The organism is Nocardia sp. PLKS1-43 (genome assembly GCF_059510335.1).
On the sequence record NZ_JCAJZQ010000011.1, the window covers coordinates 76,212 to 97,722 of the forward strand.

Consider the following 21,511-nt stretch of genomic DNA (forward strand, 5'->3'; position numbering starts at 1 on the left):
CGGGATCACCCTGCTCATGATCATCACGATGCGCGGATTCGGCTGACCACCCGCGACTCGGCGGCGCGAAGCTGGTAATAGACGGTGAGCCGGCGCGAACGCTCGCTGGGTTCGCTCTGGCGAGTGTGCGGGCCCCGCCGGCCGGCGTCGACCGGCGGGCGAGCCGGTCAGCGAATTATATTGTGCTGCTGTGGAATTCAGGCGCGGCGGGCGAAGCGCCCCGGCCCGGCCTGATCGCGCGGCTTGACCACGATGGTGTCCAGATCGACGTGCGGCGGACGGCCGGCGGCGAAGGCGATGATCTCGGCGATGTCCTGCGCGAGTAGCGGATCGATGCCCTCGTAGACCTTGGCGGCGCGCTCGGCGTCGCCGTCGAAGCGGACCAGGGAGAATTCGGTTTCCACTGCGCCCGGGGCGATTTCGGTGAGCCGCACCGGCTGCCCGAGCAACTCGCCGCGCAGGGTGCGGTGCAGCACGCCCTGGGCGTGTTTGGCCGAGGTGTAGCCCGAGCCGTTGTCGTAGGTCTCGAGGGCGGCGATCGAGGTGACGGTGACGATCAGTCCGTCACCCGAGGCGATCAGTTTCGGCAGCAGCGCCTTGGTCAGCCGCAACGTGCCAAGCACGTTGGTCTCCCACATCCACCGCCAGTCGTCCAGGTCCGCCTCGGCCACCGGGGCCAGCCCCTTGGCCCCGCCGGCGTTGTTGACCAGCACGTCGACCCGCTCCACCGCATCGCAGAACGTCCGCACCGACTCGTCGTCGGTCACGTCCAGCGCCAGCGCCGTCCCCCCGATCTCCTGTGCGAGCCGCTCGAGCCGATCCACCCGTCGCGCTCCCACGTAGACGTGGAACCCTTGTTTCGCCAGCTCACGCGCGGTGGCTTCACCGATCCCCGAACTGGCGCCGGTGACAACAGCGCTACGACTACTCATATCCGAAGCTTATGTGCCCGGGATCGGCCACGCTGCGCGGCCACCACCGCGGTGCGCGCGGACCTCGGTGTCGACTCGGCGGCTGCGTACCGGGCCGCCGCAGCGGATGCCGGGCGCGTCGGCCCGGCGCGATCCGGTGCAGCACGTGTTTCGATCCGGGACGCGACGGGCAACCGGGAAATTTCGGGCGGCGACGGGCTGGCTAACCTCGCCGCATGGGTATTCGGGAAGTGGTCAGTGCCGACGGTGTCGGAATCGTCTACCGGGTGAGCGGGCCCGCGGACGGGCAGCCGCTGGTGCTGCTGCACGGGTGGGCGGGCAATCTGCGGAACTGGGGGACGGCCGGACAGGAGCTGGCTCGGCGGTTTCGGGTGATAGCGGTGGATCTGCGAGGACACGGATATTCCGACGCACCGGAGGACGGTTATGACGATCCGGCGAACTGGGCCGCCGATGTCGCCGCAGTGCTGGCGGCGGAGGGTGTCGAGACCGGGGCGGTGCTGCTCGGGTGGTCCTACGGCGGAATCGTGCTCAGCGACTATCTCGCGGCGAACGGCACGGGGGCGGTCGCGGGGGTGGTGTATTGCGGGTCGCAGGCCGGGATCGGGCGCGGGGTGCCCGGCGCGGAACCCGGTCCGGCCATGCAGAAGGCCATTCCCGACGTGTTCTCCGAGAGCGCGGGCCGGGCGATGCGCGGATTCGCCGCCTTCGGCAGCGCGAACACCGGTACCGCGCGGGACAAGGGCGGTGATGCGCAACGCCTGTTCGGCGGCAGCCTGTCCACCCCGCCTCAGGTGCGCAAGGCGCTGTTCTACCGCACCGTCGACAACACCGCGATGTTGCGCGCCCTGGACGTCCCGGTGCTGGTCCTGCACGGAACCGCCGATCCGGTGGTGCCGATCGACAACGGCCGCTACATCGCCGAGGCCGCACCGGACGTGCGCACTTCTTATTGGGAAGGCGCGCAGCACGGGCTGTTCATCGAGGATCCGGACCGTTTCGTGGCCGAGGTCACCGAGTTCATCGATTCGCTCGACTGAAGTTTCACCGCGCCGATCGTCGCGAATGGACGAAAGTCCAACCGTAGCAAGGGCTTTCGTGCCAATCGAATGCGCTCGGGCGATCTGCGCGAATGTCCGGTTCGGTGCTGGTGTGCCGGATGTTGCGGATGTCGCGGATTTGAACCCTGCGGTGCGCGGCCGCGTCGGTCTGGTGTGGGTGAGCGCATATTCATGCCGGGCGCACAGGCCGCGCTGCGACCGGGTAGGCGAACCAGGTTCGCGATGGCGGTGAAACCGTTTGCGCGACTGGGGATCCGCCGTGGTCGGTGGCGTGCGGACCCAGCGGCCGCACCGGTTCGCCGCGCCCTGCGTACCGGGAAACGCATTGTGACGACTCTCACTTGGTGGTCCGGCCCGCATCGGCATGCGGTGCCGGACGTGCACACTGGAAAGGTGGTGAGTCAACGTGCGGACCTACGGCCGAATCGGATAGCCGTGTTGTCGGTGCATACCTCGCCGCTGGCGCAGCCGGGTACCGGCGACGCGGGTGGGATGAACGTCTACGTGCTGCAGACCGCGATTCAGCTGGCCCGCCGCGGGGTCGAGGTGGAGATCTTCACCCGCGCGACCTCCTCGAGCGACGAACCGGTGGTCGAGGCCGCGCCGGGCGTTCTGGTGCGCAATGTGGTGGCGGGGCCCTTCGAGGGCCTGGACAAACATGATCTGCCGACGCAGCTGTGCCCGTTCGCGGCCGAGGTGCTGCGGCAGGAGGCCCGGCAGTTGCCCGGCCACTACGACCTCATCCACTCGCACTACTGGCTGTCCGGGCAGGTCGGCTGGTTGGCGCGGGATCGCTGGCGGGTGCCGCAGGTGCACACCGCGCACACCCTCGCCGCGGTCAAGAACGCCTATCTCGCCGAGGGCGACGCACCCGAACCGAAGGCCCGGGAGCTCGGCGAACGTCAGCTCGTCGAGGAGACCGACCGGCTGATCGCCAATACCGCCGAGGAGGCCCGGCAACTGGTCGAGCTGTACGGCGCGGAACCCGAGCGCATCGACGTGGTGCTGCCGGGCGCGGACCTGGCGCGTTATCGTCCCGGCGACAAGGCCGCCGCCCGCGCCGAGCTGGGTATCTCACCCGACGAGCAGGTGGTCGCCTTCGTCGGCCGGATCCAGCCGCTCAAGGCTCCCGACGTGCTGGTGCACGCCGCCGCGCAGGTGTTGCGCGCGGAACCCGGGCGCGCGCTGCGGGTGCTGATCGTCGGCGGCCCGTCCGGATCCGGACTCGAACGTCCCGACGCGCTGATCGAACTCGCCGCCTCCCTCGGTATCGCCGACCGGGTCACCTTCCTGCCGCCGCAGGCCCCGCAGCGGCTGGTCCAGGTCTACCGGGCCGCGGATGTGGTCGCGGTGCCCAGCCACAACGAATCGTTCGGCCTGGTCGCGATCGAGGCGCAGGCCAGTGGGACGCCGGTGCTGGCAGCGCATGTCGGCGGGCTGGGAACCGCTGTGCGCGACGGGGTTTCGGGCCTGCTGGTATCCGGTCACCGGATCGGCGACTGGGCCGGATCGCTGCGCTCGATGTTGGACGATCCGCGGCGTCTGCACCGGATGGGCATCGCGGCCACCGCGCATGCCGCCGAATTCTCCTGGGAACATACCGCCGAGGGTCTGCTGGACAGTTACGGCGAGGCGCTGTGGAGTCATCGGGGTGTGCGCTCTCGGCACGCGGGTAGCCTACTGTTCGAGGGCAATCAGACCAGGTCGCGCGCCTTGTGGCGGCGACGGACGGGAGTGGTGCACAGGTGAGCGCCGTCGAGACCGCGGAGCTGATCGAACGGACGCTGCGCGATCGCGAGGTGGAGTACACCCGCAACGGGGAACAGACGTTCGTCGTGGTGCTGCCCGGTGAACGCAAGCTGAAGACCTCGGTCATGCTCACCGTCGGCAGGCACGGGGTGCGCACCGAATCCTTCGTCTGCCGCAAGCCGGACGAGAATTTCGAGGGCGTCTACAAATTCCTGCTCCGCCGCAACCGGCGGCTCTACGGCGTCGCCTACACCCTCGATCGAGTGGGCGACATCTATCTCGTCGGCCGGATCGCGACGCACGCGGTGACCGAGGACGAGCTGGACCGGATCTTCGGCCAGATCCTCGAGGCCGTGGACGCGGACTTCAACGTCCTGCTCGAACTCGGCTTCGCGGAATCCATTCGGCGGGAATGGAAATGGCGGGTGTCGCGGGGCGAGTCGCTGAAGAACCTGCGTGCCTTCGAACATCTGGTGGACGCGGACGAGTCCTGAGACCGCCGAGTTCGGGACCGAGTATCCGCGGCTAGTCGAATTTCTTCTCGTCGCACGTATTACGGACTTCCGCCTTCCCGCAGGCTGTGGTTCGCGGGGTAACCGATGTGAATCCGAGGGGCGGTCGGCCGATGGTGGCTCGCCGCGGCCGACAATGGCCGTATGGAGCTCAGAGATGCGATGCGGAGTACGGGAGCGGTCCGGGAATTCACCGATGAGGTGGTGGACGATCGCACGGTCTACGAAATTCTCGATGACGCCCGGTTCGCGCCCAGTGGCGGTAATCGACAGGGTTGGCGGGCCGTCGTGGTGCGGGATCCGCAGCTGCGGCTCGGCCTGCGGGATCTCTATCTGCCGGGGTGGGACGAATATCTCGCGATGGGCCGGGCCGGTCTGGTGGCGTGGGCGCCGGTCACCGATCGGGAGGCCGAGGCCCGGGCGCTGCAGGATGCCCCCGCCAGTGCGGCGAGGCGGGGTGCGTTCGCCGAACATCTGCATGAAGTGCCCGTCCTGATCGTGCTGCTGGCCGATCTGCGCGCCCTCGCCGCCTCCGACCGCGACCTGGAGCGGTACACCCTGGTCGGCGGCGCATCGGTCTACCCGTTCGCCTGGAACATTTTGCTGGCCGCGCGCGACCGCGGTCTCGGCGGCGTCATGACCACGATGCTCACCCGGCAGGAGGCACAGGTCCGCGCTCTGCTCGGCGTTCCGGACCAATTCGCGGTGGCCGCGGCCCTTGCCCTCGGCCACCCTGTGCGGCGCCCGACCAAACTGCGCCGCGCCGCGGTCGAGGATTTCACCACCCTCGACCGCTTCGACGGCCCGGAGTTCACCGGCTGATCCATGCCGTAGTGGGCCGTGCGTCGGCGGCCGACCTCGTGGTGCTCCGCCGGGCGACGGAGCGGCTTTCCCCTTCGGGAACAACGTATTTCGATGATCGTTGGTGGTGGTCACGCCACTGGTGCGCGCTGTGCCGCGGGCGGGCGACGGGACGGCAAGGCTCCGGTTCCGATGCGGTGAATGGGTCCGGGATGCGAGGATTTCGGGCTGTGATCGGTGTGGCTTTGGATATCGGGGCGACGAAATTCGCCGCGGGGGTTGTGGGCGCGGGGCAGCAGGTGCTCGATGTGCGGCAGATCGCGGTGCCGAAGCAGGGCGTGTGGGATGCGTGCCGGGAGTTGCTGCTCGAGGTGGCGGGCCAGGAGCGGGTCGCCGCGGTCGGGATCGGGGCCGCGGGCCCGGTGGATGTGCGGGCCGGGACGACCTCCCCGTTCAACATCCCGGCGTGGAGTTCCGGATTCGCGCTGGTGGACGCGGTGCGGGAGCTGTTTCCGGGCGCCGGGGTCCGGCTCGCGGTGGACGGCGCCTGCTTGGCGCTGGCCGAACATCACATCGGCGGGTTGCGCGGGGTGCGCGACGGCCTGGCCATGACGGTGTCCTCTGGGATCGGCGGCGGCTTCATCATCGACGGGAAGGTCGCGCTCGGCCGCACCGGAAACGCCGGACACGTCGGACACATCGTCGTCCCCGGCTCGACCGAACGCTGCGGCTGCGGCGGTACCGGCTGCGTCGAGGCGGTGGCCAGCGGTATGTCCTCGGTGCGCTGGGCCCGCGACCACGGCTGGACCGGCCGCTCGGGCATCGAACTCGCCCTGGCCGCCCAGGGCGGCGACACGATCGCGCTCGCGGCCTTGGAACGCGCGGGAACCGCTCTGGGCCAAGCGATTTCGTCCGCCGCCGCACTGCTGGACATCGACCGCGTCGTCATCGGCGGCGGCTTCGCCGAATCCGGTGAGCCCCTGTGGAATCCGATGCGCGCCGCCATCGCCGAACACGCCCGCCTCGGCTTCCTACGCGACCTGCGCGTCGTCCACTCCCAAATCGCCAACGGCGCAACACTTGTCGGCGCGGCAGTCCTGGCCACCGAACAACTCGGCACAACGGCAGAACTGTCGAAGTAAATCCCGAGAATGGACCACTGATTCAGCAAAGGCATGGACAACTCGCCGGAAATCTCCAACCCCGAACCGAAGGAACGACGCTCAAATCTCCCCGCGCCCGACTCGCACGCTGAAGGCGCGTAGAGGCGGACGATGCCCCGAGAGGCGGACGAGCACCCCCGCTACGATGGCCGCATGACGTACACCCTCGTGTTGCTGCGCCACGGCGAGAGCGAATGGAATGCCCTGAATCTGTTCACCGGCTGGGTGGATGTGCACCTGACCGAGAAGGGTGCGGCCGAGGGACGGCGGGCCGGGGAACTGCTGGCCGAGCGGGGGATTCTGCCCGATATCGTGTTCACTTCGCTGCTGCGCCGGGCGATCGGCACCGCCAATCTGGCGCTGGACGCGGCCGATCGGCACTGGATTCCGGTGATCCGGGACTGGCGGCTCAACGAGCGGCACTACGGCGCGTTGCAGGGCAAGAACAAGGCCGAGATCCGGGACAAGTACGGCGACGACCAGTTCATGCTGTGGCGGCGCAGCTACGACACCCCGCCACCGCCGATCGAGGCGGGCAGCGAATTCAGCCAGGACAACGATCCGCGCTATGCCGGTATCGAGGCCCCGGCCACCGAATGCCTGAAGGACGTGGTGGCCCGGATGGTGCCCTACTGGGAGTCGGACATCGCCCCGCAGTTGCGCACGGGCAAGACGGTTCTCGTTGCGGCACATGGCAATTCGCTGCGCGCGTTGGTCAAGCACCTGGAGGACATCTCGGACGAGGACATCGCCGGGCTGAACATCCCGACCGGCATTCCGCTGCGTTACGAGCTGGACGAGAACCTGCGTCCGATCGGTCCGGGGGAGTACCTGGATCCGGAGGCGGCCGCGGCGGGCGCGGCGGCGGTGGCGAACCAGGGCGGCTCGAAATAAGGGGTTACCGGTTGTTTGCAACTTACTGACCGGTAGCTAAACTCTCGATCGTTTCGCTCGATCGAGAGGTGGATCACGTCCGATGAAGTACGCGCTCCGCGCTGCGGCGGTGCTGACCGCGGCGACCCTGGCCCTTCCGTTCTTCGCCGGAACGTCCTCGGCGGCGCCCGAACCGACCGGGCCCGACGGCGGCGCCGCGGGCGCCGCCTGGACGGCCACCGAGGACGGTCCACAGCAGTATCCGAACATCCACATCGACTGGGATGTGCCGATCACCATGAGTGACGGCACGGTGCTGAAGGGCAATGTGTACCGTCCCGCCGATCCGGCCGGACGCCCGATCGACGTGCGAACGCCGGTCGTGCTCAACATGACTCCGTACACCAAACTGGTGTCGAATCTGGCCGATCACGCGGGCTCGGTTCCGGGACTGTCCGATGCCCTGCTGAACCTGTTCCGGCAGATCGATCTGTCCGGTACCCCGCTGTCCGGCGTCACCGATCTGACCAAGGCGTTCGGCGGCGGCGAACTGCGCAACTTCTCGGTCGACCGGAAACTGGTCGAGAGCGGTTACACGCAGGTTGTGGTCGATGTGCGCGGAACCGGTTTCTCCCAAGGGAATTGGGACATGCTGCGTCAACGCGAGCAGCAGGACACCGTCGAGACGATCGATTGGGCTTCGCGCCAGCCCTGGTCCGACGGCAAGGTCGGGATGAACGGGCTGTCGTACTCCGGTATCAACCAGGTGCAGGCCGCCGAACAGCATCCACCCGCGCTGAAGGCGATCTTCCCGGTGGTGCCCGGCAGCGATCTGGTCGATGACGTGCTCGCGCCCGGCGGCGGCTTCGGCTTCAACTTCATTCCGTTGTGGCTCAGCGCGATCAACGGCCTCAAATGGGTGCCGGATCTGCAGTCGCTGGTGACCGGCAAGTTCGATACGACGTGGCTCGACGATCGCATCGACGACCCGTTCACCTATATGGACGTGCTGGTCAGCGCCTACACCCGAACTCGCATGCAGGATCTGGATCCCCGGGTGCGGCAGATGCTCACCGACATGTCCGCCGAACGTCGAGCGTGGCTGGGGGATCCGAGCCGGATCACGATCCCAACCTTCGTCACCGGCGGCTGGCACGACCTGTTCACGTATTCGGAATCCAAGATCTACAACGAGATTCCGCTCGCGCCGGGACACAAGCAGTTGCTGATGGGCAACACCTACCACCTCAACTCGGGGAGCGAATCCGGGAAGCCGGGCCTGCCGCCGCGCTTGGACGTGTTGCAGCGCGCGTGGTTCGACAAGTGGCTGAAGGGAATCGACAACGGCATCGATCGGTACGGTCCGGTGACGTTGCGCGAACAGGGCGGGGGCTGGGTCACCCAGGGCGGTTTCGGTCCGTCGGCGCCGGCCGAGGAGGCCGCGAAGTATCGCCGAATGTACTTGTCCGCCAATCGGAGTGGGACCGCCGCCAGTGTGTACGACGGATCGCTGAGCGGTACACCCACCGGCGAGTCCGCCCGGCTGACCGTCGCGCCCGGCCTGACCACGCTGTGTTCCAACGACGCCGCACAGGCCACCGCGGGCGTGCTCGCGGTCATCGACGCGTGCGGTGAGGACGCCAGAATCGCCGAGACCGGCGCGCTCACCTTCACCACTGCGCCGGTGCCGGGTACGACCACGATCTCCGGACCGGTCGCGGTCCACCTCGAGACCGTGCAGGACGCCGCGGACGGGTACTGGGTGGCGACGCTGAACGACGTCGCCCCCGACGGGCAGTCGACGGTGCTGTCCTCGGGCCAGCTGATGGCCTCGCTGCGGCAGGTGGACGAGGCACACAGCTCGCGCTCGGCCAACGGCGACTACACCGACCCGCGCGCCTACACCTCGCTGGACCGGCGGCAGCCGACCGTGCCGGGGGTGCCGACCACCCTGGATATCGCGCTGCCCGCCACCCGGGCGGTACTTGCCCCCGGACATCGCCTGCGCGTCGACGTGTTCGCCGGAAATTTCCCCAAGGGCCTGCCGATCCTGCCGATGCTCGTCGACACCGGCGTGAAACCCGAACATGTCCAGCTCGATCCGCGTAATCCGAGTTTCGTGAACGTTCCCGTGCGCGGCGACGACGGTTGGTGACCGACTCCGTTTCGCGGTAAAAGAGGCAAACTTCACATATGACACAACCAGCCGGACGCGTCACAGCCGCCGGCCGCGCCGCCGGACGAGTTCACGTGTGCTTCGCGCGTTCTCCAGATGTGCGGCGTCGCAACGCAATGTCGTCGCGGGATCGTCGAGGGGTGCGGGGAGCGGCGCGGCCGGTGCGGGCCGACTCGCCGATAAACACCGCGTGAACGGCTGGCTAACACCGCCGTAATGCCCTGCGACCTGCGTGAAACTTCGCCGTCCGGCACTCGCCGTGTCGGTCCGCGATCGTACGATTCACCTGTGAGCGTTCCCCAGGCCGTGCTGCTGGCAGTTCTCGCGGCCATCGTCGGGCTGGCCGTGGGCGGGCTGCTCATTCCGTATGTGAATGCTCGCCAGGCGCAGCGGCGCGAGGCCGAGAGCGGCCTGACCATGTCCCAGGTGCTCGATCTGATCGTGCTCACCTCCGAGAGCGGTATCGCGGTCGTGGACGAATATCGCGACGTGGTGCTGGTCAATCCGCGTGCCGAGGAATTGGGCGTGGTCCGCAATCGCCTGCTGGACGAGCGTGCCTGGGCGGCGGTGGAGAAGGTCATCTCCAGCGGCGAGGACGTCGAATTCGATCTGACGCTGAAGAATCCGGTACCCGGCCGCGGTCGCATCGCCGTGCGCGGTATGGCCCGGCCGCTCTCGCGCGGGGAATCCAATTTCGTCGTGCTGTTCGCCGACGACGATTCCGAGACCGCCCGCATGGAGGCCACCCGCCGCGACTTCGTCGCCAATGTGAGCCATGAACTCAAAACGCCGGTCGGCGCGATGAGCCTGCTCGCCGAGGCGTTGCTGGAATCGGCCGACGATCCGGATTCGGTGCGGCACTTCGGCAATCGGCTGCTGGCCGAATCCGGGCGGATGGGCAAGATGGTGACCGAGCTGATCGCGCTGTCGCGGTTGCAGGGCGCGGAGAAGCTGCCGCAGCTCGAGGCCGTGGAGGTGGACGTCGTGGTGAACGCCGCGATCGAACGCTCCCGGACCGCCGCGGAGGCCGCCGGAATCACCGTCAGCACCGATTCCAACAGCGGGCTGGAAATTCTCGGCGACGAGACGCTGCTGATCACGGCGTTGTCGAATCTGGTGGAGAACGCCATCAACTACTCCCCGCGCGGCTCGCACGTGTCCGTGAGCCGCGCGCTGCGCAACGGCCACGTCAACATCGCGGTCACCGATCGCGGCATCGGCATCGCCAAGGAGGACCAGGAGCGGGTCTTCGAGCGGTTCTTCCGCGCCGACAAGGCTCGTTCGCGCGCCACGGGCGGCACCGGGCTGGGACTGGCTATCGTCAAACACGTGGCGGCCAATCACAACGGCGAGATCACGCTGTGGAGCAAGCTGGGCACGGGTTCGACGTTCACACTGCGCATTCCCGCGGTCGAGACCGAGGATCACGGTGCCCGCGGCGCGGCGGGAGCGACCGTCGCCGCGGACAAGAGAATCCCGCCGGGATCTCCGGCGGGCAAGAAGGAAACCGGCTCACGCCCCCCGGGGCGAGCCAGACCAAACGGTGTGGAGGCAACCCGATGACGAGTGTGCTGATCGTCGAGGACGAGGAGTCGCTGGCCGATCCGCTCGCCTTTCTGCTGCGCAAGGAGGGGTTCGAGGTGACCGTCGTCGGCGACGGACCTTCCGCGCTGGCCGAGTTCGACCGCTCCGGTGCGGATATCGTCCTGCTGGACCTGATGCTGCCCGGAATGAGCGGCACCGACGTCTGCAAGCAGCTGCGCATCCGCAGCAGTGTGCCGGTGATCATGGTGACCGCCCGTGACAGCGAGATCGATAAGGTCGTCGGCCTGGAACTCGGCGCGGACGACTACGTGACCAAGCCGTATTCCTCCCGGGAGCTGATCGCCCGGATCCGGGCCGTGCTGCGGCGCGGTGCGGGCGAGGAGATGGACGGCGGCAGCGAGAACGCCGTGCTCGAGGCGGGCCCGGTGCGGATGGACGTGGACCGGCACACCGTGCAGGTCAACGGCAAGCCGGTGACTCTGCCGCTCAAGGAGTTCGATCTGCTCGAATACCTGCTGCGCAACTCCGGTCGGGTGCTCACCCGCGGGCAGCTCATCGACCGGGTCTGGGGCGCGGATTACGTCGGCGACACCAAAACTCTCGACGTGCACGTCAAGCGTTTGCGTTCGAAGATCGAGACGGATCCGGCGAAACCGGAACATCTGGTGACCGTCCGCGGCCTCGGCTACAAACTGGAGGCGTGAGTCCTGCGCCGCGCGAAGCGGCGCATCACCGGCTGATCGACGAATCGGTAGATCGCGGCCGCGGCCACGATCGAGCCGATCAGGCACAGCCCCGCGCAGCCCAGCCAGCCCCACAGGCCGAACCGGCGCCCGCCGATCACGAATCTGGTCACCAGCACCATGACCGGGAACTGGATCAGGTAGAAGGCGTAGGAGATCTCGCCGAGCCACACCATCGGCCGGGACGGGGTGCGAGCGGACGGTCCGCGCTGATCTCGCGCGGCCATCGTCGCGATCAGCGCGGCCATCGGCCCCACTTCCAGCGCCGACATCTTGAAGTCCACCGGGACCACCCAGGTGGCCAGATAGGACAGCGTCACCGCGAGCAGCGGCAGCGTCAGCCGGGTGTTGCGCCAGCGGCCTTCGATCACCATTCGAGCGGTAAGCACGCCGACGTAGAACTCCGGCAGGCGCGAGAGCGGGAAGTTGTAGCTGAACCAGTACGAGCGCAACACCGGAATATCCGGCTGCTGGAACCATATCCGCGAGGCGTGCAGCTCGGCGTGCGGTGAGACATCACCGGCGACCAGCCGGGGCGCGAAGACGTTGCCGATCGCGGTGGGGCCGTCGAAGGCGATCAGGTATCCCGCGTGCAGCGCGAGGACGAGCACGAGCGAACCCGCGATCCACCACGCCAGCCGAGCCGGCGGAATGCGCCGCACGAGCGGCAAGAACAGCGGAAAGCTCAGGTAGAACAGCATTTCCGAGCACAACGACCAGGACGGAACGTTGAGCCCGCCGACCGTGGTCCACTTCGGCACCCAGTTGTGAACCAGCAGCAGGTTCGGCAGCCACACCACCAGCCGGTGCAGGGGCACGCTCGCGGCGAGGATGAACACCGCCGCGGCGATCAGGTGCGTCGGATAGATCTTGAGCACCCGGCGGCGGTAGAAGGCCAGCGCCGAACCCCCTTGTCCGGCAGACCAATAGATGATGAATCCGGACAGCACGAAGAAGAAGGTCACCCCGGCCGCGCCGAACTGCATCGGCACGAAGTCCTGATGGATCCGCCGGAACAGCTCGGTCTTCTGAAAGGGGTAGGCGGGCAACAGGATCAGGGCGTGCGCGGCGAACACCGCACAGGCGGCCCACCAGCGAGCCGCGGTCAGCGACGGCAGACGCCCCGAATGCCGTCGCTGACCCGCCGCGGGATTGTCCACAGCCGGTGACTGCAGCTGGGTCATTGTGAGATCCGGCGGTACAGTGCCTGCGCCGTCACCGAATCCCCCTGTGCGCTCGGGTGGAACGGGATGCCGATGAAGTCGGCGCGCGGGTCGAAGAACCCGTTGAGCCACGGCTGCGGTGAGCACAGGCCGTGTCCGGCCGTGATCGCGCGGACGTCGAGGAACTCGATGTCCATCAGCTTCGCGGCCTCGATCTGGGCCTGCTGCAACTGGTCCAGGTAGTCCACGACGCCCGCGCCGCGGTCCTGGATGATGTTGCCGACACCGAGGACGCTGGTGCAGACCGTCCCGGAGTGCGGCGGGAACAGTTCCGGGTATCCGACCAGGAGGATGCGCGCGTTCGGCGCGTAGTAGCGGACGTAGTCGACGACATTGCGGATCCGGTCGGCGTACGCCTGCCCGGTCATCGCTCGGAAATCGGCGAGCCGGCCCTGCGCCGCCGCCTCGGGGCCGCAGCCGTCGCGGAAGTTGAATACGCACGGTCCCATCGAGGTCCACAGCATCGTCTTGCTCGAACCCCAGGTGTCGTTCATACCGAACTGCAGGGCCACCGCCTTGGTTCGCGGACCGAACGCGCCCGCGGCCGCCGCGATCCGTGCCTCGGACACGATGTCGTACGCGGTGCGGCTCTGCAGTGACGCCCCGGAACACGAGACGTCCTCGAAGTCCGGCGTACCCGCGATCTTCAGCAGCCGGCTCAGCTGAATCGGCCACGCGGTCGGACCGTGGTTGCAGTCTCGCGAATCACCGTCCAGGCGAATGCCGTTCGCGGTGTACGAGTCGCCCATCACGACCAGTTCACTGCCCGAGGGGTGCGCCGTGGAGCCGCCGGCGGGCGAGTCGGCACGGGCCGGGCCGCTCACGGCGACGGCGAACAACGTTGCGCAGGCGGCCAATACGGCACCGCCGAGGCGGCCGCGGACCGCGGTGAAGATATTCGTTCGCATCGTTCGTGGCGCCTCAGTAACCCGCTCGCGGAGTGAAACCGGGATCGGACAGTGTCGGTGGGGGTTTCGGCGCAGCGGTCTGCGGATGAGTCTGCGGCGCTTGGGGTTGCGGGGTCTGAGGCGGTGCTGCCTGGGGTTCGGTGACCTGGGGCTGCGCGGTCTCCGGCGGCGGCGCGACGACCGGGGCCGACGAGACCGGGACCGGGGGCGCGGTGGTCGCGGTGGTGCTCGTGGGGACTGCCGAGGAAGTCACCGGCGGCGCCACGGTGGTCGTGCTGCCCGGCGCGGTTCCGTGCCCGGAATTGTCGCAGCCGGTGAGCGCACCCACTCCGATGATCGCCGAAGCGGCGAACAACAGTGCGCTGGAAGCCTTTTTCAACGTGCTCATAGTCCATCTATCGAATCGCAGAACCTTGATCGCTACAAGCCAGCGGTTCGGGGGTCCGGGAAATGGGTTCGATGATGGAATGTGTTGTCGGTAACGATCTTCCGCGTCCGCGCGACACACGAACACCCGACGCTCCGCGGATCATCGGGAGCGCCGGGTGTCGCGGATCTCACAGCGGCGTACTAGGTCAGGTGAACCCAGACGGTGCCGATCTGGGGCAGCTGGGTCTGGTTGAGGTGGAACCAGCCGAACTCGTCGTGCTGCATGCAGTCGGTGAAGGGGCCCTTGGGGAACGCGCCCTTGCAGTAGATCGGGTGGCTGGTGCCGTAGATGCTGGCGACGACCTGCTTGCCGTTGGCCTTGGCGTTGATCGCGGCCGGGTCGGTGTACAGCACGAAGTTCGAGGTGGCGTCGTTGTAGTCGCGGTAGTCGTCGGCGTGGGCGGTCGGGGCGACGATCGCGGCGCCGGCGACGGTGAGCAGAGCGGTGGTGATCAGTTTCCTCATCATGGCGGAGGTTTCTAACATTGAAAGATGACATCCGCATGGCGAAAGGGTGTCGCGCAGGGTTCGCTCGGGGCCTTGCCGATCCGGCCGCGGATGCCGGGAACAGCTGATCGGCCATCCAGCAGCTCCTTAGCCGGGCGATTGCTGAATCGAATTGATTTACCCGATCCGATGTCCCGCTCCGCATCGGCCGCCGGACCGGTTCAGGCGGTGCGCTCGTCGGCCCCGTGCTGTGCCCGCGCCGTGGCCGGATGTACCGCGATCAGGCCCAGGCCCTCGCGGCGCTTGCAGTGCCGGGCCAGTTCGTCGTAGGCCGGCCGGCCGATCAGCTCGATCAGTTCCGGTGCGTAGGACTGCCAAACCGGTCGCGTGCCGACGTGCGCGTCGGGCGAGCCGGAGCAGTACCAGTTCAGGTCCTCGCCGCCGGGCCCCCAGCCGCGGCGGTCGTATTCGGTGAGCGTGGTGCGCAGGATCTGCACGCCGTCCGGGCGGTCCACCCAGTCCTGCGTGCGGCGAATCGGCAACTGCCAGCACACTTCCGGTTTGACCGTCAGCGGTTCCACACCGGTGCGCAAAGCCATCGAATGCAGCGCGCAGCCGATCCCGCCCTCGAAGCCCGGCCGGTTGAGGAAGATGCACGCGCCCTCGTAGCGACGGGTCCGCAGCGCCGGCTCGTCGTCCAGTTCGTCCTCTTCCAGATACAGCTTCTTGCGCACCTTGCCCTCGGCGTCGGTGGCCTCGCTCATCAGCTGCCAGTCCTGAGGTGTGAGCTTTTTCACAGCTTTGGCGAGCTTCTTGCGATCGTCGTCGTCGCACAGGAACGCGCCGTGCGAACAGCAGCCGTCGTCCGGGCGGCCCTCGATGATGCCCTGGCAGGCGGGCGTGCCGAAGACGCACGTCCAGCGCGACAGCAACCAGGTCAGGTCGGCCGCGATGGTGTGCTCGTCGTTCGCCGGATCGGTGAATTCGATCCACTCGCGCGGGAAGTCGAGGCCGACCTCGGGGCTGGGGTCGATCTTCGTCGCTGGTCGCAGCCCTGTCGGGGCGCTCGCGGAAGCTCCTGCCGTCACAGATGTGAGTGTATTGCTCCTGCGGGGATCCGCGCGGACCGGCCGGGTAACCGAGTACCAGCCGTATTCCGACACGTCACAGCGCCACCCAGTACCGTGTTGTTGTGCGGCTCGGTGTGCTCGATGTGGGAAGTAATACCGTCCACCTGCTCGTGGTGGACGCGCATCGGGGTGGGCACCCGATGCCGATGAGTTCGACCAAGGCGACCTTGCGCATGTCGGAGAATATGGACGACAACGGTCGCATCACCGGCCAGGGCGCGGATCGGCTGATCGCCACGGTGGCCGAATTCGCAAGCATCGCAAAGACTTCCGGTTGCATTCAGCTGATGCCGTTCGCCACCTCGGCGGTGCGCGAGGCGACCAATTCCGAAGAGGTGCTGCTGCGCGTGCGCCGGGAGACCGGCGTCGAGTTGCGGGTGTTGTCCGGTGTCGACGAGGCTCGGCTGACGTTCCTGGCCGTGCGCCGCTGGTACGGCTGGAGCGCGGGGCGCATCCTGAACCTCGACATCGGCGGCGGCTCGCTCGAATTGAGCAACGGCGCGGACGAGGCGCCGGATGTCGCGCTGTCGCTGCAATTGGGCGCGGGCCGGCTGACCCGGGAGTGGCTGCGCGAGGACCCGCCGGGTAAGCGTCGCGTCGCGGTGCTGCGCGACTGGCTCGAGGCCGAAATGGTGGCCCCGGCGAAACAGCTGCTCGAGCCCGGTCGACCGGATCTGGCGGTGGGCACCTCGAAGACGTTCCGCTCGCTGGCCCGGCTCACCGGTGCGGCCCCCTCTGCCGCGGGACCCCGGGAGAGGCGTATTCTCACCATCTCCGGTCTGCGGCAGCTGATCGCGTTCATCTCCAGAATGACCGCCTCGGACCGGGCAGAATTGGAGGGCGTCAGCTCCGATCGGTCACAGCAACTGGTGGCCGGCGCACTGGTCGCGGAGGCGAGTATGCGTGCGTTATCGCTGGATACTCTCGAGATTTGCCCATGGGCGCTGCGGGAGGGATTGATCCTGCGCAAACTAGATACCGACCTGGACAGCGATCCGTCGACCGGTAACGGCCGGTCCTCGGATGTGCCGGGCCCGACGGAAACGGTTTTGCGATGAGTGAAGATTCGACTCAGCTCTCGGTCGCCGAGCTGCTGGCCCGCAACGGTCAAGGCGCGCCCGCGTCCGGCGGGGGCGGGCGCCGGCGGCGCGGCGGCCGCGGTGTCTCGGTCAACGAGTTCACCGGCGATATGCCTGTGGTGCGGGCGGGCGGTTCCTCCCATGCCGCCCCCGAGGAGCCCGCCGGGTACGAGGCGCCGCCGTCTCCGGACCCCGCGCTCGCCTACTCCGCGACGCCGGAATCGGACTATTCGCCGCTGTCGGGGCCGATCGCCTACTACGACCCGCTCGCGCCGAGCGGGACCTCGCCGAGTGAGCCGTCCGGATACTCCTCGGCCGGTTTCGGGGCCGGCTCCTTCGGTTCCGGCGGTTACGGGTCCGGCTCGTCGGACCTCGGTTCAGGTTATGGCGCAACCGATTTCGGCAGTTCCCGTGCCGCCCCACCGACGCCGGGCGGTCGCCGGGCCCGTCGCGAACTCGCCGAATCGCTTGCCGCGCAAGATGAGCCGTCCGCCGATCCATTCGGTTCGGCGCCGATGCCGGAAGTGCCCTCGTCGGGTGGCGGCGGGCGCAGGCGTCGTCGCGAACCCGATGAACAACTGACCGAGGTGCAGCCGTTCCGCGGGCCGCAGGGGCCGGACGCCTACGCGCCGGGCCCCGACTCCCGCGGGGTCAACGGTTTCGCGCCGGGCCCGGATTCTCGTGGGCCGGGCGCGAATCCGTTCGGGCCGGATTCGCGCGGGCCGGGCCCGAATTCGTTCGGGCCGGATTCGCGCGGGCCCGGCGGCGCGCCCTTCGGTCCCGGTGCGGACTCCCGCGGACCGGGCGTCAACGCGTTCGCGCCCGGCCCGAACGCTCCTGCCCCGAACGGTAATTCGTTCCCTCCGGGCCCGGAGGGGTGGGGGCAGCCGCGCGGTCCCGAGCCGATGGCGCAGCCGGGCCGCGGACCCGGCCTCGATCGCGGCGAGTCCGGCCCGCCGCCGCGGATGGGGCGGCGCAACGGCGCCGACGGTCCGCCCCCGCCCGGTGGCCTGCCGGCCTGGTCCGCGCGTCGGCGTGCGCCCGCCGACTTCCCGCCGCCTCCGGAACGCAACGGCGGCGAGCCGCCCCGCAACGGTTCGGAGGTCCCGGCGACCGCGGTGTGGTCCCTGGCCGATCAGGCCAAGCCGGGCCCCGGCCCCGGCGGCGATCCGCGCGAGGATTTCGACTACCGCCGCGGCGGGCGGCCGCTGCCCTCCGATCCGCTGCCTCGCGACGTCCGGCCGGTGACCGATCTGCTGGCCGTGGACGCGCACGGCCGCACCGAGATCTACCCCGCGGTCGGCCCGGATTTCGATCCCGTCGAGGACGACGATCTCGACCTCGACTACGACGAGGACGAGGAGGACCTGCTCGACTTCGACGAGGACGAGGACGAGGAGGACGACGATTTCGACGAGCGTCCGGCCCGCCGGTCCCGTCGCGCGCCGGGCCGCTCCTCGCGCGACCGGTCGCTGAGCTCTCGCTCCAAGGCGTTGTTGCAGGGCGATCGGCCGCAGTGGCTGAGTTTCGGCGGCGGTCAGGAGTCCGGCCGTCGGCAGTGGCTGGTGCTGGCCGGTCAGGTCGTCGGCGCGGCGGTGGCCGGAATGCTGCTGTTCAAGGGCTTCGAGAAGATGTGGGATCTGCTGCCCTTCGTCGCACTGGCGCTGGCGGTGGTGGTGATCCTGGGATTGGTGGCCCTGGTACGGGTGCTGCGTCGCACCGACGATATGTACAGCACGGTGATCGCGGTCGTCGTCGGCATCTTCGTGACGCTCGGGCCATTGGCTTTCCTGCTCAGTACGAACTGATCCGGGGGTGGGCACGTGGGGAACAGCGACTCACCGGTGACCGGGGTCAAGGTCGGATTGTCGACCGCGTCGGTCTATCCGGAGAACACCGAGGCGGCCTTTCGCTATGCGGCCGAAATCGGTTATGACGGTGTGGAATTGATGGTCTGGGCCGAGCCGGCCAGTCAGAACATCGCCACCGTGCGGGAGTACGCGCGGCGTTATGCGATGCCGGTGCTGGCCGTGCACGCGCCGTGTCTGCTGATCTCCCAGCGGGTTTGGGGTGCGGACCCGGTCGCGAAACTCGAGCGCAGCGTGCGCGCAGCGGAGACGCTGGGTGCGGCGACCGTGGTGGTGCATCCTCCGTTCCGCTGGCAGCGCCGGTACGCCGAGGGATTCGCCGCGCAGGTCGCCGAGTTGGAGCAGGACAGTCAGGTGGCCGTCGCGGTGGAGAATATGTTCCCGATGCGTGCGGATACTCTGTTCGGGCGGCGCGCGGGGTCGGCGCGGCGGCTCGAGCGCCGGGGCGGGCCGGGACTGTCGGTGACGGCGTTCAGCCCGTCCTACGACCCGACCGACACCGGTTTCCAGCACTACACCCTGGACCTGTCACACACGGCGACCGCGGGTATGGATGCGATGCGGTTGGCCGCGCGCATGGGCGAGGGGCTGACCCATCTGCATCTGGCCGACGGACGTGGTGCCGCGCACGATGAGCACCTGATTCCGGGCGATGGCACGCAGCCGTGTGCGCTGGTCTGTGAAACATTGGCGCGCAACGGTTTTCGCGGTCAGGTCGTCATCGAGGCGAATACCCAGAACGCTCGCACGACCGCAGCCCGCGCGGCCATGCTGGCGCGGGCGCTGCATTTCGCGCACACCCACCTGAACCGGCACGAACCGGCGTCCTCGCCGGAACCCAGCGGCGTCGGGGGAAAATAGGGCGCCGATGCGGCGCTGGCGAGTTGGTCACATCCGGTTCGGGAATCGCGGCGGCCGCGCTATTCGTTGTACGGTGTAAGAGCCACGTGGCGGGAAGGAGCGGCGGTGACGGAACTGGCCATCGATGCCCAACGATCGGACAGCGGAGCTGTGCCGGAATCCGATGACGCACCCTTCAGCCGGGTGTGCGCACTGACCGACCTGCCCGGCCGGGACCCGGACATCGGCCGTTACCGCGGCACGATCGAGCCGATCTGGACCATCGGCAGGAAACTGCACGGCGGCACCATGGTCGCCGCGAGCGCCGCGGCCGCCACCCGGCGGCTTCGCGCCACCGCGCCCGATCTGTCCGAGATGTTCCCGATCGCGGCCAGCACCGACTTCCTCGGCGCGCCCGAGGCGGGCGAGGTCGAGTACGAGGTCCGCATCCGCAAGACCGGCCGGCAGATCTGCCTGGTCGACACCGGTCTGGTCCAGGGTGGGCGGACGCTGGTGCACACCGCGTTCACCTTCGGTCACCTCGACGACGACGCCCCGGCCTACACCGCCGACCGCCATACCGACATGCCCGCCGAACCGCCCGCCGCCGCGGCGATCTACACGCCCGATTCGCCGATGGGCCGCCTGGTGCACGTCTCCGAGGGCGCCGCGGTGGCGCTGGACCCCGAATGGGCCCGGTTCCTCGAGCAGGAGCAGGGCGAGCCGCGGCTGCGGCTGTGGATCCGCGCCCGCGAGGGCGACCAGCAGGATCCGGACGTCGCGGCCTATTTCGCGATGATGGCCGGGGATATGAGCCCGCCGGTGCCCATGAATCTTGGCCGCTTCGGCTGGGCTCCGACCGTGCAGATGACCACTTATCTGCGCCGCCGCCCGGCGCCGGGCTGGCTGCGCGTCATCGCCACCGCCCACGAGATCGGCGAGCGGATGTTCGACGAGGATCAGCTGGTTCTGGACGCCACCGGTGCGGTCGTGGCGCAGTCGCGTCAGCTCGCGCTCATCCCGCGCTGATCGTCGGCGTGCCCGGAACCGGATCGCGCGGCACCGATAGCCTTGACCCCATGACGAGAATTGCGGTGATCGGTGGCGGACGGATCGGCGAGGCGTTGCTCGCCGGTTTGATCGAATCCGGCTGGGCGAGTAAGGATTTGGTCGTCGTCGAGTCGATGGCCTCGCGTGCGGAATTCCTGAGCGAGCGCCTGGGCATCCGGGTCACCGACGCCGTCACCGACGCCGCGAGCGGTGCGGATCTGCTGGTCGTCGCCGTGAAGCCCGGCGATGTGGACGGCGTGCTCGCCGAGGTGAGCAAGGTCGATCTGGACGACGCCCGCGATCGCGTCCTGGTCTCGCTGGCCGCCGGGGTGACCACCGCGCGTCTCGAGGCGAAGCTGCCCGCCGGATTCCCGGTGGTCCGCGTGATGCCCAATACGCCGATGCTGGTCGGGCAGGGCATGAGCGCGATCGCGGCCGGCCGGCACGCCGACGCGGCGCAACTCGAGCAGGTGTCCGAGCTGCTGTCCGCGGTCGGCAAGGTGGTCACCGTCAACGAATCCCAGATGGACGCGGTGACCGCGGTGTCGGGTTCGGGTCCGGCCTACTTCTTCCTGGTGGTCGAGGCCATGGTCGAGGCGGGCGTCGGGATGGGCCTGAGCCGCGACGTGGCCACCCGGCTCGTGGTGCAGACGATGCTCGGTTCGGCGGCGCTGCTGGACGAGTCCGGTCAGGACGCGGCCGAACTGCGCGCCGCGGTCACCTCGCCGGCGGGCACCACGGCCGCGGCGGTGCGTGAGCTCGAACGCGCCGGAGTACGCTCGGCGTTCATCGAGGGGCTCAACGCGGCGCGCGACCGCTCGGCGGCACACGACGGGTGACCCCTGATTCGCGCAGGTAATTGAACACCGCGCGTCCGTAGCCTGACCGGCCGGTTATCTGCCCGGCAAATCCGATTTCTCACACCCGTCGCAGCAATCCCACTGGTCCCGCTAAGCTTCAAGGAGCACGTGCGTGTCTGTTC

19 protein-coding genes and 1 pseudogene are annotated in these 21,511 nt (G+C 68.6%); 14 read left to right on the top strand and 6 right to left on the bottom strand.

Annotation, left to right across the window (positions count from 1 at the left end; all coding sequences use genetic code 11):
• Positions 1–197: 197 nt before the first annotated feature.
• Positions 198–932 (bottom strand): SDR family NAD(P)-dependent oxidoreductase, encoded by a 735-nt coding sequence (locus AC5WS7_RS30500; protein WP_495958056.1) that lies wholly within the window; start codon positions 930–932, stop codon positions 198–200.
• A 215-nt stretch (positions 933–1,147) separates the two neighbouring features.
• On the opposite strand from AC5WS7_RS30500, the gene AC5WS7_RS30505 reads away from it, so the two are divergent.
• The 9 genes from AC5WS7_RS30505 to AC5WS7_RS30545 all read left to right on the top strand — a co-directional run bounded on the left by AC5WS7_RS30505 (position 1,148) and on the right by AC5WS7_RS30545 (position 11,516).
• Positions 1,148–1,972, top strand: coding sequence for an alpha/beta fold hydrolase (locus tag AC5WS7_RS30505; RefSeq protein WP_495958057.1), 825 nt, complete (start codon positions 1,148–1,150; stop codon positions 1,970–1,972).
• 399 nt (positions 1,973–2,371) lie between these two features.
• Complete coding sequence (gene mshA, locus AC5WS7_RS30510; RefSeq protein ID WP_495958228.1) at positions 2,372–3,742, top strand: D-inositol-3-phosphate glycosyltransferase; 1,371 nt, start codon at positions 2,372–2,374, stop codon at positions 3,740–3,742.
• Positions 3,739–4,236 carry a type III secretion system chaperone family protein gene (locus AC5WS7_RS30515; RefSeq protein WP_495958058.1) on the top strand — a complete coding sequence of 166 codons (498 nt, stop codon included), beginning with the start codon at positions 3,739–3,741 and terminating at the stop codon, positions 4,234–4,236. The genes mshA and AC5WS7_RS30515 overlap by 4 nt, the downstream gene beginning before the upstream one ends.
• A 162-nt stretch (positions 4,237–4,398) precedes the next feature.
• Entirely contained in the window at positions 4,399–5,076 is a 678-nt protein-coding gene (locus AC5WS7_RS30520) for a nitroreductase family protein (protein ID WP_495958059.1), read from the top strand.
• Between the two features lie 209 nt (positions 5,077–5,285).
• Positions 5,286–6,197, top strand: a complete 912-nt coding sequence (locus AC5WS7_RS30525; protein ID WP_495958060.1) for an ROK family protein — start codon at positions 5,286–5,288, stop codon at positions 6,195–6,197.
• A gap of 174 nt (positions 6,198–6,371) precedes the next feature.
• On the top strand, positions 6,372–7,112 hold the full coding sequence (locus AC5WS7_RS30530) for a phosphoglyceromutase (protein WP_495958061.1): 741 nt from the start codon (positions 6,372–6,374) through the stop codon (positions 7,110–7,112).
• A gap of 82 nt (positions 7,113–7,194) precedes the next feature.
• Entirely contained in the window at positions 7,195–9,246 is a 2,052-nt protein-coding gene (locus tag AC5WS7_RS30535; protein ID WP_495958062.1) for a CocE/NonD family hydrolase, read from the top strand.
• A gap of 309 nt (positions 9,247–9,555) precedes the next feature.
• Complete coding sequence (locus AC5WS7_RS30540) at positions 9,556–10,830, top strand: sensor histidine kinase (protein ID WP_495958063.1); 1,275 nt, start codon at positions 9,556–9,558, stop codon at positions 10,828–10,830.
• On the top strand, positions 10,827–11,516 hold the full coding sequence (locus tag AC5WS7_RS30545) for a winged helix-turn-helix domain-containing protein (RefSeq protein ID WP_495958064.1): 690 nt from the start codon (positions 10,827–10,829) through the stop codon (positions 11,514–11,516). The genes AC5WS7_RS30540 and AC5WS7_RS30545 overlap by 4 nt, the downstream gene beginning before the upstream one ends.
• Here AC5WS7_RS30545 and AC5WS7_RS30550 read toward each other — a convergent pair.
• From AC5WS7_RS30550 to AC5WS7_RS30570, 5 genes are all read right to left on the bottom strand, one after another.
• On the bottom strand, positions 11,498–12,739 hold the full coding sequence (locus AC5WS7_RS30550) for an acyltransferase family protein (protein WP_495958065.1): 1,242 nt from the start codon (positions 12,737–12,739) through the stop codon (positions 11,498–11,500). The genes AC5WS7_RS30545 and AC5WS7_RS30550 overlap by 19 nt on opposite strands.
• A complete protein-coding gene (locus AC5WS7_RS30555; protein ID WP_495958066.1) occupies positions 12,736–13,686 on the bottom strand; it encodes an SGNH/GDSL hydrolase family protein in 951 nt (316 codons plus the stop codon). Before AC5WS7_RS30555 ends, AC5WS7_RS30550 begins: the two co-directional genes overlap by 4 nt.
• A gap of 13 nt (positions 13,687–13,699) precedes the next feature.
• Entirely contained in the window at positions 13,700–14,074 is a 375-nt protein-coding gene (locus tag AC5WS7_RS30560; RefSeq protein WP_495958067.1) for a hypothetical protein, read from the bottom strand.
• 182 nt (positions 14,075–14,256) lie between these two features.
• Positions 14,257–14,583, bottom strand: coding sequence for a hypothetical protein (locus tag AC5WS7_RS30565; protein ID WP_495958068.1), 327 nt, complete (start codon positions 14,581–14,583; stop codon positions 14,257–14,259).
• 200 nt (positions 14,584–14,783) lie between these two features.
• Entirely contained in the window at positions 14,784–15,650 is an 867-nt protein-coding gene (locus AC5WS7_RS30570) for a DUF3109 family protein (protein WP_495958069.1), read from the bottom strand.
• A gap of 104 nt (positions 15,651–15,754) precedes the next feature.
• Between AC5WS7_RS30570 and AC5WS7_RS30575 the strand changes: the two genes are divergently transcribed.
• The 5 genes and pseudogenes from AC5WS7_RS30575 (at position 15,755) to proC (ending at position 21,368) form a co-directional block, all read left to right on the top strand.
• Positions 15,755–16,750, top strand: coding sequence for a Ppx/GppA family phosphatase (locus tag AC5WS7_RS30575; RefSeq protein WP_495958070.1), 996 nt, complete (start codon positions 15,755–15,757; stop codon positions 16,748–16,750).
• Between the two features lie 1,574 nt (positions 16,751–18,324).
• A pseudogene (locus AC5WS7_RS30580) lies at positions 18,325–18,579 on the top strand (Rv0497 family membrane protein); the annotation flags it as partial.
• Positions 18,580–18,594: 15 nt separating this feature from the next.
• Positions 18,595–19,500: a sugar phosphate isomerase/epimerase family protein gene (locus AC5WS7_RS30585; RefSeq protein ID WP_495958071.1), complete on the top strand. Its 906-nt coding sequence runs from the start codon at positions 18,595–18,597 to the stop codon at positions 19,498–19,500.
• 192 nt (positions 19,501–19,692) lie between these two features.
• The gene (locus AC5WS7_RS30590; RefSeq protein ID WP_495958229.1) at positions 19,693–20,508 is read left to right on the top strand and encodes a thioesterase family protein; all 816 of its coding nucleotides are present in this window, start codon (positions 19,693–19,695) and stop codon (positions 20,506–20,508) included.
• A gap of 50 nt (positions 20,509–20,558) precedes the next feature.
• Positions 20,559–21,368 carry a pyrroline-5-carboxylate reductase gene (gene proC, locus AC5WS7_RS30595; RefSeq protein ID WP_495958072.1) on the top strand — a complete coding sequence of 270 codons (810 nt, stop codon included), beginning with the start codon at positions 20,559–20,561 and terminating at the stop codon, positions 21,366–21,368.
• Positions 21,369–21,511: the final 143 nt, after the last annotated feature.